Here is a 15,640-nt window from a genome sequence, read left to right as displayed (position 1 = left end):
CGAAAATTGTAGGAACCCTACAGCGGTCCGGGGAATTTGCGTCACTAGACTAGCCATCAGGGCTTTGGATTTGTACGGATGCTACTTAAGCCGGCAGCCAGAGCCCGCGTCACGCTGCCACAGCAGACAGCTACAGCACAACAGCTACAGAGCCGGAGACACTTCATGAGCCACGATCTGACCACGACGGCGGGAAAGATTGCCGATTTCCGCGACCGCCAGGCCCGTGCTGAGCAGCCGTCCGGCCCTGAAGCCATCGAGAAGCAGCATGCGCGCGGCAAGAACACCGCCCGCGAGCGCATCGACCTGCTCGTGGACGAAGGCTCCTTCGTGGAGTTCGACGCCCTGGCGGTCCACCGCTCCACCGCCTTCGGCATGGAGAAGAAGAAGCCGCTCGGCGACGGCGTCGTGTCCGGTTACGGAACCGTTGACGGCCGGCTCGTGGCCCTCTACAGCCAGGACTTCAGCGTCTACGGCGGCTCCCTGAGCCAGGTCAACGGCGAAAAGATCGTGAAGGTCCAGGAGTTCGCGCTGCGCAACGGCTGCCCGGTGGTGGGCATCAACGACGGCGGCGGAGCCCGGATCCAGGAGGGAGTCGCCTCGCTGGCCATGTTCGCGGACATCTTCCGCAACAACGTCCACGCCTCCGGCGTGGTGCCCCAGATCTCCCTCATCATGGGCCCGTGCGCCGGCGGCGCAGCCTACTCGCCCGCACTGACCGACTACGTGGTCATGGTGGACAAGACCTCGCACATGTTCATTACCGGCCCTGACGTCATCAAGACCGTCACCGGCGAGGACGTGGACATGGAGACCCTCGGCGGCGCCCGGCAGCACAACGCCACCACCGGAACCTCCACCTACCTGGCCTCCGACGAGGCCGACGCCATTGAGTTCGTCCGGGAACTGCTGGACTTCCTGCCCTCCAACAACCTTTCCGAGGCGCCGGTGCAGGAGCACCAGCAGGAGCTGGAGCTCGACGACGACGACCTCACCCTGGACACGCTGATCCCGGACTCCGCGAATCAGCCCTATGACATCCGCAAGGTCATCGAACAAATCGTCGATGACGCCCACTTCCTGGAGATGCAGTCGCTGTACGCTCCGAACGTGATCATCGGCTACGGCCGCGTCGAGGGCCACACGGTGGGGATCGTGGCCAACCAGCCGCTGCAGTTCGCCGGCACCCTGGACATCTCGGCCTCGGAAAAGGCGGCCCGCTTCGTCCGCCACTGCGATGCCTTCAACATTCCGATCATCACCCTCGTCGATGTCCCGGGATTCCTGCCCGGCAAGGACCAGGAGTTCCAGGGCATCATCCGCCGCGGCGCCAAGCTTCTCTACGCCTACGCCGAAGCCACCGTGCCCAAGCTGACCGTGATCACCCGGAAGGCCTACGGCGGCGCGTACATCGTAATGGGATCCAAGAAGCTCGGGGCCGACCTGAACCTTGCGTGGCCCACGGCCCAGATCGGCGTGATGGGCGCGCATGGCGCCGTCAACATCCTCTACCGGCGCGATCTCGCCGCCGTTGCCGAGGCCGGGGGCGACGTCGAGGCCAAGCGCGCCGACGTGATCCGGCAGTACGAGGAAGAGCTGCTCAACCCGTACCAGGCCGCAGAGCTGGGCTACGTTGACGCCGTCATCGCGCCCTCGGACACGCGGCTGCAGATCATCAAGGGGCTGCGGGCGCTGCGCGACAAACGTGCGAGCCTGCCCACGAAGAAGCACGGAAACATCCCGCTGTGAGCGCCCGGAACCCGGCGGTTGACCCGGCCGAAACGGTGGGGCCGGCCGCGGCCCTGTTCTCCGTCACCAAGGGCGAACCGACAGCCGAGGAGCTCGCGGCGCTTACCGCCGTCGTACTTTCCCTGGAGCCGGGCGCAGCAGCCGGCCCGACGAAGCCCAGCACACGCCACTGGGTACGGCGGCAGCAGCTGCGGCTGGAGCCGACGCCGGGTCCGGGGGCCTGGAAGCGGAGCCGGGGCTGACGAAAATTCAGTAAGTCTTTCATAACCGGAACCCCGCGGTTAGTCTCGTGGGGTGACTACTGAATCTGCCGCCCCAGCGCGCCCCCGGACCGCCATCGACGCCGCCGCCGACGCTTACACCGACACGCTTGTCTCCCTGGATCCGAGCCTGGCCACAACGCTCGGCATCCCGGGGCACGACACCGAGTTCCAGGACTTTTCCCCTACCGGACTCGGCAGGTTCGCCGCGGCGGAGCGAAAGACCCTGGAAGCCCTCGAGGGGCTGGAACCCGTTGACGACGTCGACGCCGTCACCCTCGATGCCCTGCGCGAACGCCTCGGACTCCAGCTTGAGATCCACGACTCGGGCTGGGACCTCGCCGAACTGAACAACATCGACTCCGCGGCGCAGAACATTCGGTCGATCTTCGACCTCATGCCCACCGACACCGAGGAGCACTGGGCGAACATCGCTGGCCGCACGCACAGCGTGCCGGCCGCCATCAGCGGCTACATCGAGTCGCTGCGGACGGCCAGGGACAGCGGCAAGGTCTCGGCCCGGCGCCAGGTGTCGATCGTGATCGAGCAGACCACCAAGTACGCCGCGGCGGACGGCTTCTTCGCGAAGCTCGCCGCTGACGCCAAAACAGCAGACGGCCCGCTGCCGGCGGAACTGCAGGAGAAGCTCGACGCCGGTGCTGCCGCCGCCCGGGCGGCGTACGCCGGACTGGCCGCCTTCCTCAAGGACGAACTGCTGCCCATGGCCCCGGAGAAGGACGCCGTGGGCCGGGAGCGCTACGCCCTCGCCTCGCGGGTGTTCCTTGGCGCCGCCGTCGACCTCGAAGAAACCTACGCCTGGGGCGTTGAGGAGCTCGAACGGATCATTGCCGCCCAGGAACAGGTGGCCGGGCAAATCAAGCCGGGTGCCTCCATTGCGGAGGCCAAGGAGATCCTCAACAGCGATCCAGCCCGCCGGCTTGTGGGAACGGAAGCCCTGACGGCGTGGATGCAGGAGCTGTCCGACCGTGCCGTGTCCGACCTGGCCGGCATCCACTTTGAGATTCCCGACGTCATGAAGACCCTCGAATGCCGGATCGCGCCCACCGACGAGGGCGGCATCTACTACACAGGGCCGTCGGACGACTTCAGCCGGCCGGGGCGCATGTGGTGGTCCGTGCCCGCGGGCGAGGACACGTTCACCACCTGGGCCGAGACCACAACCGTGTTCCACGAGGGTGTGCCCGGACACCACCTGCAGATCGCCACCGCCGTTCACCGGCGCGAGCTGCTCAACAGCTGGCGGCGCAACGTCTGCTGGACCTCGGGGCACGGCGAGGGCTGGGCACTCTACGCCGAGAAGCTGATGGAGGAACTCGGCTACCTCAAGGATCCGGGCGACCACATGGGCATGCTGGACATGCAGCGCATGCGCGCCGCCCGGGTGGTGTTCGACATCGGCGTCCACCTGGAACTCGATGTTCCCGCACGCTGGGGATCGGGCACCTGGACGCCGGAGAAGGGCTTCGACTTCCTCAAGGCCAACCTGGACATCAGTGAGGGCAACCTGCAGTTCGAGTTCGCACGCTACCTCGGCTGGCCGGGCCAAGCCCCGTCCTACAAGGTGGGTCAGCGTTTGTGGGAGCAGATCCGCTCGGAGCTCGAAGCCCGGCCGGATTTCGACCTCAAGGCCTTCCACACCAAGGCTCTCAACATCGGCTCCGTAGGCCTCGACACCCTCAAGCGCGCCATGCTCGACCAGCAAGATCCCCGCTGAGGGATCCGAGTTTTTGTCCAGATGTCGCGACTTCGAGGCCTCCGAAGTCGCGATATCTGGACAAAAACTCGTCGGCGGGGGCGAGAGGTTTGCCACACGCGCCGGGGGAATAACTTCACAAAACTCCCGTGTGGCGCCGTTTTTCCGGGCATCCATGCGACGGTCAGCCAGCCAAGGCGCGTAACATTTCTCAATATCGAGTGGAAGCTGTATTTTCTTCGCCCTAACTTGTTCGGGTGAGCAATCAAACCACTTCATCCACGGCCGGGCGTTCCGGCTTCCAGTTGCCGCGGTGGGCAGGTTCCTTCGGGTTCCAGATCATCGCCGCCCTGATCGTCGGGCTTGGCCTCGGCCTGCTGGCCAAGTACACAGGCAGCACCAAGTCGAACCCCAACGGGCTGGGCGCGACACTGCAGACCGTCGGCTCGAGCTACGTGTCGCTGCTGCAGACCGCCGTCGTGCCGCTGATCTTCACCGCCGTGGTGAGCTCCATTTCCAACCTGCGTGAGGTCTCCAACGCGGCACGGCTTGCCTGGAACACGCTGCTGTGGTTTGCCATCACGTCGCTGGTCGCAGTGCTGATCGGCATCGGCCTGGGCGTGCTCCTGCAGCCGGGCGCAAACACGGGCATCGCCGGCGACGCTGAGTACGACGGCAAGCAGGGCGACTGGTGGGCATTCCTCATCGGCCTGTTCCCCAAAAACTTCCTGGGCCTTGGCGCCAGCTCCACTGTCACCGACACCGGCGCCGTGACCACGTCCGTCAGCTTCAACGTCCTGCAAATCCTGGTGATCGCCATCGCCGTCGGCGTTGCCGCCCTGAAGGTGGGAAAGCAGGCCGAGCCGTTCCTGGCCCTCAACGCCTCTGCGCTGGCCGTCATCCAGAAGGTACTGTGGTGGATCATCCGCATCGCACCGCTGGGCACCGTGGGCCTGATCGGCAACGCGGTGGCCGTCTACGGCTGGGACACCATCGGCTCGCTGGGCAAGTTCACTGTTGCCATCTACATCGGCCTCGCCCTGGTGCTGTTCGGCGTCTACCCGGTCCTGGTCCGCTCGCACGGCCTGTCGGTCAAGCAGTACTTCTCAGGCGCCTGGCCGGCCATCCAGCTGGCCTTCGTTTCCCGTTCCTCCATCGGCACGCTGCCGCTGACCCAGCGCGTCACCGAACGCAACCTCGGCGTTCCCCGGGGCTACGCCTCCTTCGCCGTTCCGCTGGGCGCCACCACCAAGATGGACGGCTGCGCGGCAATCTACCCGGCCGTGGCTGCGATCTTCGTGGCCCAGTTCTTCGGAATCCAGCTCGACTTCAGCCAGTACCTGCTGATCGCCCTGGTCTCCGTCCTCGGGTCTGCTGCGACGGCGGGAACCACCGGCGCCGTCGTCATGCTGACGCTGACCCTCTCCACGCTGGGACTGCCGCTTGCCGGCGTCGGACTCCTGCTGGCCATCGACCCCATCCTGGACATGGGCCGCACGGCGGTCAACGTGGCCGGCCAGGCACTCGTGCCCACCATCGTGGCCAAGCGCCAGGGGATCCTCGACGAAACCCTCTACAACGCACCGCGCACCGGGGAGGCCTTCCGCGAGGAAGAGACACCCGCCGCCGTCGAGCGTGAGCTGGCTGAGTCGAAGGCCTGACCTTCACAGAATGGGTGTGCCCCGGGGTTTTCCCCGGGGCACACCCATTTAAAACCGCCGCCCAAATGGGTCCCGGGCGGCAGGCGGCAAGGGTAGGGTACCGGCATGGACATCATTCTGGTTCCCGGGTTCTGGCTCGATGGTTCATCCTGGTCCGGGGTCACTCCCCCGCTGGTGGAGGCGGGCCACCAGATCCATGCGCTGACCCTCCCGGGGCTCGAGGCGAAGGACGCCAAGCGGACCGGCATCGGGCTCCGCGACCACATCAACGCGGTGGTGGAAGCCATTGACGGCATTGAGGGCCCGCTGGTCCTTGTCGGCCACTCCGGCGGCGGCGCCATCATCCACGGTGCTGTGGACGAGCGCCCGGACCGCGTGGTGCGGGTGGTCTACGTGGACAGCGGACCGCTCGGGGAAGGCGGGGTCATCAATGATGAACTGCCTGCCGACGGTGATGAGATTCCGCTGCCTTCCTGGGACCTGTTCGACGACGCCGACCTCACCGATCTCGACGACGGGCTGCGGGAGGCATTCCGGGCACGGTCCATCCCGCAGCCAAAAGCCGTGGCATGCGACAGGCAGCACCTTCACGACGTGCGCCGCTACGAGGTCCCGGCCACGGTGATTGCCTGCGAGTTCCCGTCCTCATTGCTGACGGAGTGGATGGACGCGGGGCACCCCTACGTTGAAGAGCTGGCCCGCATCCGCGATGTGGAACTCGTGGACCTTCCCACCGGACACTGGCCGCAGTTCACCAAGCCGGCGGAGCTCGGAGCGGCAATCCTCGCCGCCGTCGACCGAACAAGCTGACAGACCACTTGGGCACGCTCATCGCATTTCATCACCGCACTGGAACTTCAGTGACCGCCGAATTGCGTGTCCGGCAATTTGGCGCAGCGATATCGACCCACAGTACGGTTAGGGTCAGGTAAAGGTTCGCTAGGGCGGGAGTTTGTCAATATGGGGAATGCATCACTGTCGCCGGCGGCTAAGGGGATGCTCCGCACCGGAAAGCTTGTGTGGGGCTGCATTTTGACAATTGCAGGCTTGTTTTTCTTCACCAGAGATATGCCAGCGTTGGCCGTTGCCCTGCTCATCGCCGGCGTACCGTTGTCACTGGTCGGTCTGACAGCCGGTAGGACGGCCAGGCGATTCAACCGGCATGACGCTGCTGTCGCTGAGAGAATCGGCGAGGAATTCTGGCACATGCTTCAGCGCCCGGCACTTTCAGCCTACGCACCGGATAATCAAGGCGGGGAAATCCAGGAAGCCCGCGTCGTGGAACTTCAGCGCCACTTTGACCAGGAAACCGCAGGAAATCTCGACGGTGCCCTGCATCACAATTTTTCTTCCTTCTCCTCCTCTTTCGGGCTGTCAGTTGGACGAGGAGGGCAAAACTGGTTTGGGGCGGCTTCCGCCGGCAATACCACCGGCCTGCTGACCGGTCTTTCGAATGTAAGTTTGAGCATGCACAGCACAACGCGTGACAACCTCATGGGCGACGCCCTCTTTAGCGTCCTCGAGTTCCCGACCAATAGCGGGGAACTCGACACCATGCGGCTCATCAGCATGTCGCAGCCCGGCGCAGCGGCGTGGATCGGCGATCTGGTCAATGCTGTAGGGCAAAACCTTGGCGGGCACTCAACACACTCCGGCGAAACGGTGCTGAGGCATGTCCCGGACCTTGTAGGCCACTTCACGCCCAAAGACATCAGCTACACGACGGACAGGCTGAAGGCTCTCGAAAGACGTCATCGCGACACAGGCCTAATTCCGACCCTTCACGCCTTCGGGCAGCCCATTGGTCGCAATGCGATGATCGCTACGGAGATCCGTTTCGCGGACGGGCAGCGGTCCCACTTATTCCCGCTGCAGTTCCCGCGGATACTGGGCAACGCCATCGGAAAAGCATCAAGTAGCGCGCTGGAGGGCCTCAGCCAAACTCCACAGAAGGCCGTCGCGCAGAATTGACGCTGCAATTGCCCGGCGACCGGGTGCAATCTGATCAGTGGCCGCCGATCACGCCCTTTTCGACAGCCTTCGCGACCGCGTCGGCTTCGGCCTGCGTCAGTGTGCCATCCTTCACCGCCTGATCCAGCCGGCCCTTCAGGGCAGCCGCCCGGCCTGCCTGTGCCTGGGTGCGGAGTTCCTCCAGTGCTGCCTTGACCTTGGCCTCATCGATCCCCAGCGATTTGGCCAGCGAGGCTGCCAGTGCCGCTTCCCTAGCTGCCTTGTCCGGCTTGGTGCCGTCGGCGCGGCGGCCGGGCGGGTGGTTGGCCTCGCGGAACGCCCTCAGGGCATCCTCCACCTTGGCCTGGTCCACGCCCAGCTTGGCGGCGAGCGCCGCCGCGTCCGCGTTGACGGCACCGTGGCCGCGCCCATGTCCGTGCCCGTGCCCGCCGCCGTCAAAACGCGGTCCGTCATTGGGAGCGCTGAATGGGCTGCTTGAACTTGGTGCAGGCGTGGGAGTGGACGTCGTTGCGGCCGCCATGCCGGTGACACCAAACCCGGCACCCAGTGCCAAGGCTGTGGCGCCCAAGCCGAGAGCCACCTTCTTTGAACGCTCCATGGTTTGCTCCTCGCTCCGCCGGCCTTGAGGCATCCTTGCCGCCGTGCCGGCCACGACAACAGCATGCACCCTCGTCCTCAAGAACGGCTTTAGCCAGGCTGTGTGGAGGCTGTGACTTTACCGCCCAACCTGTGAGGCACGCCAACCGGATTGCCCAGAGTGCAAACTTGCACGTAGTGTAATTGAGTGCCTACTTCCAGTTCTTCCTCGTCGTCGCCTCCGTCGTCATCGGTTCCCGCCCCGGCCGACGCCAGTGGGCCCGTTTCCCGGCGCGAACTGAACAAGGCTGCCACCCGGCAGGCCATCACCGGCTCCACGCTTGCCCTTCTGCGGCGGCACGGCCCCGGCAACTTCACGGTCGAGGACATTGCAGAAGCGGCGGGCATCTCGCGCCGGACCTTCTTCAACTACTTCAGCAGCACGGAAGCCGCCATTGCGTCGGTGACCCACGGTTTCCTGGACAGCGCCCTCGAACAGTTCCGCCGGCGTCCCGCTGACGAACCCATCCTTGAATCCGCCCGCGCCGCTTTGGTGGCACTGGCGGATCCCATGACGGTGGCGCCGCTGGCCGAGCTGTTCGGCCTGACCCAGGGCAACCCGCTCATGGCGCGCTCCGAGCTTGAGGCCTGGGACCACTGCACCGAGCAGATTGTTGCTGCGGCCCGTGAGCGTTCCCCGCAGGGCCCCAGGACTGAACAGGGCACCGGGACTGAACAAGGCCCCAGCACTGACAAGGACGAGCTCTACGTCCGGGCCCTCGCAGGTTCGGTCGTCTCCTGCGGCAAGGCTGCCATGGACGTGTGGTTCCGCCGCTGCGGCCCCGACCTCTCCCCCGAGTCACTGGCGATCCTCCGCCAACTGCTCATCGATTCGATGGGGCTCCTCGGATCCGGTTTCGCCGGGCCGGGATCGGATCCCCCGTCGAATGAATCTTCCGCCAAACCTTCCACCCGCAACGCAGAACGGTCCTGACATGGCACTTCTCCTGTACCGCCTCGGCAAGTTTTCCTACCGTCACCGATGGCTCGTCGTCTCGCTCTGGCTGGCGATCCTGCTGGCAGTCGGCGGCGCAGCGGCAGCCTTTTCGGGCGCGCTGTCCAACAACTTCCAGATTCCAGGCACGGAAACCCAGCAGATGGCCGACAAGCTCCAAAAGGAGCTGCCGACCTCATCCGGCGGCTCGGCCGGGGTTGTCTTTCAGGCAAATGACGCCCAGTTCAGCCAGGCGGGCAAGGACGCGGTGTCCGCTGCGTTGACCAAGCTCAAGGCCCTCCCCGACGTCCGGGGAACCGTCGACCCGTTCGCCACCCAGGCCCAGTTGAATCAGGCGGCCAAAGATCTGGCCGCCGGCAAGGCCAAGGCAACCGCAGGCAAGGCCGCGCTGGCCCAGGCCGCGGCCGAACTGGCCGCCGGCAAGGAACAGCTGGCCGCGGCCGAGGCGCAGATGACCGCTGCCGGACTCCCCGCGCGGGCGATCGAAGCCCGGCTGGGCCAGCAGAAGGCCGCACTGGCCGCCGGCCAGGAAAAGCTCGACGCCGGCACAAAGGAAGCGCAGGCCGGCGCCGCCAGGCTGGAGCTGGCCACGCGCCAGGTCGAGGCTTCGCAGGGGTTGCGTTTCGTTTCGGAGGACGGCAAGGCCGCCATTGCGCAGGTCCAGTTCAAGACCTCCATCAACGGACTGGACCCCAAAGTGCGCCAGGAAGTCCAGGACATCGTGCAGGACGCCTCCTCGGCCGGTGTTACCGCGCTGCCCAGCAAGGAAATCAGCGAGGACGTCTCCGAGATCTTCGGCGTGGCTGAGATCATCGGCATCGGCGTGGCGGCACTGGTCCTGATCATCATGCTCGGGACACTGGTGGCCGCCGGGCTGCCGCTGCTGATGGCCGTGATCGGCGTGGCGGTAGGCGTTGGCGCCACCATGGCACTGAGCGGCCTCATCGACATGAGTTCCATTTCCCCGATGCTCGCGCTCATGCTGGGCCTCGCCGTCGGCATCGACTACTCGCTGTTCATCGTCAACCGCCACCGCGGGCAGCTGCTGGCAGGCATGGACGCGGAAGAGTCGGTGGCGCGTGCCACCGGAACCTCCGGCAATGCCGTGCTCTTTGCCGGCCTGACGGTCATCATCGCCCTCGCGGCACTGGTGGTCCCGGGGCTTCCGTTCCTGGGAGTCATGGGCGTGTCAGCGGCCGGGACCGTTGCGGTTGCTGTTCTGGTCGCCCTGACGCTGACCCCGGCGATCCTTTCCCTCGTGGGCAGGAAGCTGATCTCCAAGCGGGCCTGGGCCAAGGCTGAGCGGCACAATGCCGACCCCAACCGCGAGGCCGAGGACCGTGCCAAGGACGAGCACCGCAGCAGCCATGGCTGGGGCGGACTTGTCACCAGGCACCCGGTCCGGGCCATGCTGGCCGGTGTCCTGGCGCTGGGCATTGTGGCCCTGCCCGCTGCCCAGCTGCGGCTCGCACTTCCCGACGGCGGCTCCGAACCTGTCGATTCCCAGGCTTTCAAGGCCTATGACGCCACGAAGCGCAGCTTTGGCGAAGGCATGACCGGACCGATCATCGTGGTGGGTGATTTCCCTGACGGCCTGAGCGAAACCGAAGCACAGGCCAAGCAGCTGGACGTCGCGGACATCCTGCGCAGGACGGAGAACGTCACCGCCGCCATTCCGGTGGCGCTGAGCGAGGACTTCGGGACGGCGGTGTTCCAGGTCATCCCGAAGGAAGGGCCGGCAAGCGCAAGCACCGTCAACGTGGTCTCCGACATCCGCGCCGAGAAGGCCGGCATTGAGGACGCCACCGGAGTCAGCATCGGCCTGACCGGCCAGACGGCAGGCAACGTTGACGTTTCCAGCAAGCTGGGCGACGCCCTGCCGTCGTACCTGGCCATCGTGGTGGGGCTCTCGCTGATCCTGCTGCTGCTAGTGTTCCGCTCGATCGTGGTGCCGCTACTGGCAACCGGCGGCTTCCTGCTTTCGCTTGCGGCCGCATTCGGCGCCGTGGTGGCGGTCTACCAGTGGGGCTGGCTGGGTGCAATGTTCGGCGTCGACAACCCCGGCGCCGTGCTGAGCTTCCTGCCGATCATCCTGATCGGCGTGCTGTTCGGGCTGGCCATGGACTACCAGGTGTTCATCGCCTCGGGCATGCGTGAGTCCTTCATGCACGGCGAGTCCGCGAAGCACGCCGTCCGCTCCGGCTTCAGCCATGCTTCCGCGGTGGTCACCGCCGCCGCGATCATCATGGTCAGCGTCTTCGCGGGCTTCATCTTCTCGCACCTGAACATGGTCCGGCCGCTCGGCTTTGCGATGGCATTCGGTGTGCTGGTCGATGCCTTCGTGGTGCGCATGACGATCGTTCCGGCGGTCATGTACCTCCTCGGCGAGAAGGCATGGTGGCTGCCGCGCTGGCTGGACCGCATCCTGCCGGATGTTGACGTCGAAGGGGCCAAACTCCGCAAGCGCGTACCCACGGCCCCGGCCTCTCCCGACGCCGAGCCGGATGCCGAGCCCGCGGAGGTGGCCGCGCGCTGAGCAGGGCCGCGGGCATGAATTAGGCTGGAGCCGTGACCCGCCTCATTCTTGCCTCCCAGTCCCCCGCCCGCACCAAGCTCCTGACTGAGGCCGGCATCGAACACGAGGTCCTCGTGTCCGACGTCGACGAGGACGCCGTGCAGGAACGCTACGGCGTCACAGATCCGCACGACACCGCCCTGCTCCTGGCCCGGGCCAAGGCCGAGGCCGTCGCCTCGCTTCCGGAAGCCGAAGGGGCCCTGGTGCTCGGTTGCGATTCCGTTTTCGAGTTCGACGGCGAGTCGCACGGCAAGCCGTACACCGTTGACGTTGCCCGGCAGCGGATGCTGCGGATGAGCGGCAGCAGCGGGGTCCTGCACACCGGCCACTGGCTGGTGGACTGCCGCGACACGGACGACGACGGCGGCTCCGGCGCCACGCTGGGCAGCGTCGCCTCGGCCGAGGTGCACTTCATGGAGATGGAGCTCGCGGAGATTGACGCCTACATCGCCACCGGCGAGCCGCTGCACTGTGCAGGCTCCTTCACCATCGACGGCCTGGGCGGCGCCTTCATCCGGAAAGTAGACGGCGACCCGCACGCCGTCGTCGGGTTGTCGGTGTCCACCCTGCGCTCCCTGCTGGCCCAGGCGAACGTGGGCATCACCGAGTTCTGGCAGGACCTGCCCGACTCGGCAATTCCCGGGGAGTTGTAGCTTCCCTACAAAGGCAGGGCCTCTTACCCGCGGATTCCGCCAGTAATATCGGCGGAATCCTCAAAATCAGGCTAGGCTCCCTGAAGGAAAGAAGGAGACGCCTTGTCAGTAAAGCCGGAGCAGTCCGCAGGTCCAGTGCATTCAAAACTCACCAAGGTTCTGATCGCGAACCGCGGTGAAATCGCCGTCCGCGTCATCCGCGCAGCCCGGGACGAGGGCATCGCCTCCGTCGCCGTCTACGCCGATCCTGACCGGGACGCCCTCCACGTCCGGCTCGCCGACGAAGCATATGCCCTGGGCGGCAACACGGCAGCCGAGTCCTACCTCGTGATGGACAAGCTGATCGAGATAGCCCGCCAGTCCGGCGCTGACGCCATCCACCCCGGCTACGGCTTCCTGTCCGAGAACGCCCAGTTCGCGGCCAAGGTCATCGACGCCGGCATCACCTGGATCGGCCCGTCACCGGAGGCCATTTCCGCCCTGGGCGACAAGGTCCAGGCCCGCCACATCGCCGAGAAGGTGGGCGCCCCGCAGGTGCCCGGGACCGCCGATCCCGTTGAGTCCGCCGAGGAAATCCTGGAATTCGCGGACAAGTTCGGACTGCCCGTGGCCATCAAGGCTGCCTTCGGCGGCGGCGGGCGCGGCATCAAGGTGGCCCGCACCCGCGAGGAAATCCCCGAACTGTTCGACTCCGCCGTCCGCGAGGCCACGGCCGCCTTCGGCCGCGGTGAGTGCTTCATTGAGCGGTTCCTCGACGCCCCCCGCCACGTCGAGACCCAGTGCCTCGCCGACGCCCACGGCAACGTGGTGGTGGTCTCCACCCGCGACTGCTCACTCCAGCGCCGCAACCAGAAGCTCGTGGAGGAGGCCCCGGCCCCCTTCCTGACGGAGGAGCAAAACCGGCGCCTCTACGAATCGTCCAAGGCCATCCTGAAGGAAGCCGGCTACCTCGGCGCCGGAACCTGCGAGTTCCTTGTCGGCCAGGACGGCACCATCTCCTTCCTCGAGGTCAACACCCGCCTGCAGGTGGAGCACTGTGTCTCGGAGGAAGTGACCGGCATCGACCTGGTCCGCGAGCAGTTCCGCCTGGCCTGCGGCGAGGAGCTTGGCTACGGCGACCCGGAGGTGCGCGGCCACTCCTTCGAGTTCCGCATCACCGGCGAGGATCCGGGCCGCAACTTCATGCCCGCACCGGGCACCGTGAGTACCCTGAAGAACCCCACCGGCCCCGGCATCCGCATCGACTCCGGCATCGAAGAGGGCGACGTCATCAGCGGCAACTTCGACTCCATGCTGTCCAAGCTGATCGTGACCGGAGCGAACCGCCCGCAGGCTCTGCAGCGGGCCCGCCGCGCCCTCGAGGAGATGGTGGTGGAAGGCATTCCCACCGTCATCCCCTTCGACCTGGCCGTGGTCAGTAACCCGGCGTTCGCGCCGGCCGAGGGCCCGTTCAGCGTCCACACCCGCTGGATCGAAACCGAATTCGTCAACGACCTTCCCGCATGGACGCCCAACGGCGCCGCGCCGGAGGGTGAGGAAGCCGCTGAGCGCCGCACCGTGGTGGTGGAAGTGGGCGGCAAGCGCCTCGAGGTGGCACTGCCCGCCAGCCTCGGCTTCGGCGGGGCCCCAGCCACCGGCGCAAAGCCGGCCAAGTCCAAGAAGCGCAGCCGCACCGGCGGCGCCACTGCCGCCGCGGGCGGCAACGCCCTGACCTCCCCAATGCAGGGAACCATCGTTAAGGTGGCCGTGGCCGACGGCGACGTCGTCGCCGAAGGTGATCTCGTCGTCGTACTGGAGGCGATGAAGATGGAGCAGCCGCTCACGGCACACCGCGCCGGCACCATCACCGGACTATCCGCCGCGGCCGGCCAGACGGTGGCAGCAGGCGCCGTGATCGCGACGATCGAAGACTAAGCCGACTGACGACCCGGTCGATCGAAAACTGAAGCAGCACATGAAAATGCCCGGTGTGATCCACACCGGGCATTTTTCGTTGATGCATCTAAGCCTGGGAATCAGGCCACGTTGTTCTCGTAGTCCGTGTTCTTGGTTTCGCGGGTGATCCACAGCGCGATGAACGTCAGTACGGCAGCGGCTGCCATGTAGACGCCGACGAGCCAGGTGCTGCCGCCGGTTGCCTGCCACAGGGCAATGGCAATGAACGACGCCGGAGCGGCGCCGATGACGCTGGAGAGGTTGTACGCGACGGCCGAGCCGGTGTACCGCACGTTGGACGGGAACAGCTCCGGCAGGATCGCGGCCATCGGGCCGAAGGTCAGGCCCATCAGCGTGAAGCCGACGATGAGGCCGACGATTGCTGCACCCGGGCCGGGGCCGAACATGGTGAACCAGAGCGCGCCGAACACAAAGATGCCTGCGGTGACGCCCATGAGGAACTTGCGGCGGCCCCACTTCTCGGCCAGCGGGCCGGACACGAGGGTGAAGATACCGAAGAAGACGACGCCGAGGATCAGCATCCAGAGGAAGTCACCGCGGGAAACACCCAGGCCGGGAACGAAGCTGGCGATTTCGGCAGCGGACATCGGCTTGCCGGCCTTCTCCGCGGCGGCCTGGGCGGCCTCAACAGAGGCGGGCTTGGTGCCGTAGGTCAGGGTGAAGGAGGTCATGATGTAGAACAGCACGTAGGTGGCCAGCATGATGAAGGTTCCGGCCAGCACCGGGCGCCAGTGGTTCTTGAAGGTTGCCGCGAACGGAACCTTTACCACTTTGTCTTCTTTCAGGACCTTCTGGAACGAGACACTCTCCACGAGCTTGAGGCGCACATACAGGCCCACGATCACCAGGACGGCGCTGAGCAGGAACGGAACCCGCCAGCCCCAGGCCGCAAATTCCTCCGGGCTGAGGGCGGCGTTGAACCAGATGAAGAGCAGGTTGGCCAGGATGAAGCCGATGGGGGCACCGAGCTGCGGGAACGTGCCGTAGATGGCGCGCTTGCCTTCGGGGGCGTTCTCCGTGGCCAGCAGTGCCGCGCCGGACCACTCACCGCCGAGCGCAAGCCCCTGGGCAAAGCGCAGCAGCACCAGCATCAGCGGCGCGAGGACGGTCCAGCCGGCCACGGAGGCGGTCGGCAGCAGCCCGATGAAGAAGGTGGCAAGGCCCATCGTGAGGAGGGAGGCCACCAGGGTGCCCTTGCGGCCGAACTTGTCGCCAAAGTGTCCGAACAGGACCGAGCCGATGGGCCGGGCGACAAACGCGACGCCGAAAATTGCGAAAGAGCTCAGGAGGGCGTTGATCTCCGTAGCTTGGGGGAAGAACAGCTTGGGGAAGACCAGCACCGACGCGGTTGCGTAGATGTAGAAGTCGTAGAACTCGATCGTCGTTCCGATGAGGCTGGCAAAGATCACTTTGCCCTTGGAGTTCACCGGTTTGGCGGTGCCATGTTCCGTTGACGTTGCAGGCGATGACATGTGGGGACGCTTTCATGAGAGCTGGACGGACCTCGCTC

General features: G+C 66.0%; 12 protein-coding genes. 10 read left to right on the top strand and 2 right to left on the bottom strand.

Annotated features, from left to right (window positions below):
• The first annotated feature begins 165 nt into the window (after positions 1-165).
• From CXZ05_RS00900 to CXZ05_RS22705, 6 genes are all read left to right on the top strand, one after another.
• On the top strand, positions 166-1,749 hold the full coding sequence (locus CXZ05_RS00900; protein ID WP_102970741.1) for an acyl-CoA carboxylase subunit beta: 1,584 nt from the start codon (positions 166-168) through the stop codon (positions 1,747-1,749).
• Positions 1,746-1,991, top strand: a complete 246-nt coding sequence (locus CXZ05_RS00895) for an acyl-CoA carboxylase subunit epsilon (protein WP_102970740.1) — start codon at positions 1,746-1,748, stop codon at positions 1,989-1,991. The genes CXZ05_RS00900 and CXZ05_RS00895 overlap by 4 nt, the downstream gene beginning before the upstream one ends.
• Positions 1,992-2,043: 52 nt before the next feature.
• Complete coding sequence (locus CXZ05_RS00890; protein ID WP_102970739.1) at positions 2,044-3,744, top strand: DUF885 domain-containing protein; 1,701 nt, start codon at positions 2,044-2,046, stop codon at positions 3,742-3,744.
• Positions 3,745-3,980: 236 nt separating this feature from the next.
• Complete coding sequence (locus CXZ05_RS00885; RefSeq protein WP_102970738.1) at positions 3,981-5,384, top strand: dicarboxylate/amino acid:cation symporter; 1,404 nt, start codon at positions 3,981-3,983, stop codon at positions 5,382-5,384.
• 105 nt (positions 5,385-5,489) lie between these two features.
• On the top strand, positions 5,490-6,194 hold the full coding sequence (locus CXZ05_RS00880; RefSeq protein ID WP_102970737.1) for an alpha/beta fold hydrolase: 705 nt from the start codon (positions 5,490-5,492) through the stop codon (positions 6,192-6,194).
• A 237-nt stretch (positions 6,195-6,431) separates the two neighbouring features.
• Positions 6,432-7,355 (top strand): hypothetical protein, encoded by a 924-nt coding sequence (locus tag CXZ05_RS22705; protein ID WP_146033023.1) that lies wholly within the window; start codon positions 6,432-6,434, stop codon positions 7,353-7,355.
• A gap of 34 nt (positions 7,356-7,389) precedes the next feature.
• Here the strand turns inward: CXZ05_RS22705 and CXZ05_RS00870 are convergent, their stop codons facing one another.
• A complete protein-coding gene (locus tag CXZ05_RS00870) occupies positions 7,390-7,953 on the bottom strand; it encodes a hypothetical protein (protein WP_102970735.1) in 564 nt (187 codons plus the stop codon).
• A gap of 186 nt (positions 7,954-8,139) precedes the next feature.
• Between CXZ05_RS00870 and CXZ05_RS00865 the strand changes: the two genes are divergently transcribed.
• The 4 genes from CXZ05_RS00865 (at position 8,140) to CXZ05_RS00850 (ending at position 14,088) form a co-directional block, all read left to right on the top strand.
• Positions 8,140-8,925 (top strand): TetR/AcrR family transcriptional regulator, encoded by a 786-nt coding sequence (locus tag CXZ05_RS00865; RefSeq protein WP_374754609.1) that lies wholly within the window; start codon positions 8,140-8,142, stop codon positions 8,923-8,925.
• Between the two features lies 1 nt (position 8,926).
• On the top strand, positions 8,927-11,482 hold the full coding sequence (locus CXZ05_RS00860; RefSeq protein WP_102970734.1) for an MMPL family transporter: 2,556 nt from the start codon (positions 8,927-8,929) through the stop codon (positions 11,480-11,482).
• A 32-nt stretch (positions 11,483-11,514) separates the two neighbouring features.
• A complete protein-coding gene (locus CXZ05_RS00855; protein ID WP_102970733.1) occupies positions 11,515-12,174 on the top strand; it encodes a nucleoside triphosphate pyrophosphatase in 660 nt (219 codons plus the stop codon).
• A gap of 102 nt (positions 12,175-12,276) precedes the next feature.
• Positions 12,277-14,088: a biotin carboxylase N-terminal domain-containing protein gene (locus tag CXZ05_RS00850; RefSeq protein WP_102970732.1), complete on the top strand. Its 1,812-nt coding sequence runs from the start codon at positions 12,277-12,279 to the stop codon at positions 14,086-14,088.
• A gap of 101 nt (positions 14,089-14,189) precedes the next feature.
• On the opposite strand, the gene CXZ05_RS00845 is transcribed toward CXZ05_RS00850, so the two are convergent.
• On the bottom strand, positions 14,190-15,602 hold the full coding sequence (locus CXZ05_RS00845; RefSeq protein ID WP_102970731.1) for an MFS transporter: 1,413 nt from the start codon (positions 15,600-15,602) through the stop codon (positions 14,190-14,192).
• Positions 15,603-15,640: the final 38 nt, after the last annotated feature.

This window comes from Arthrobacter sp. AFG20, from assembly GCF_002892795.1.
Taxonomy (GTDB): Bacteria; Actinomycetota; Actinomycetes; order Actinomycetales; family Micrococcaceae; genus Arthrobacter.
Note: the sequence above shows the minus strand (reverse complement) of the source record. Positions and strands in the feature narration are given on the sequence as shown.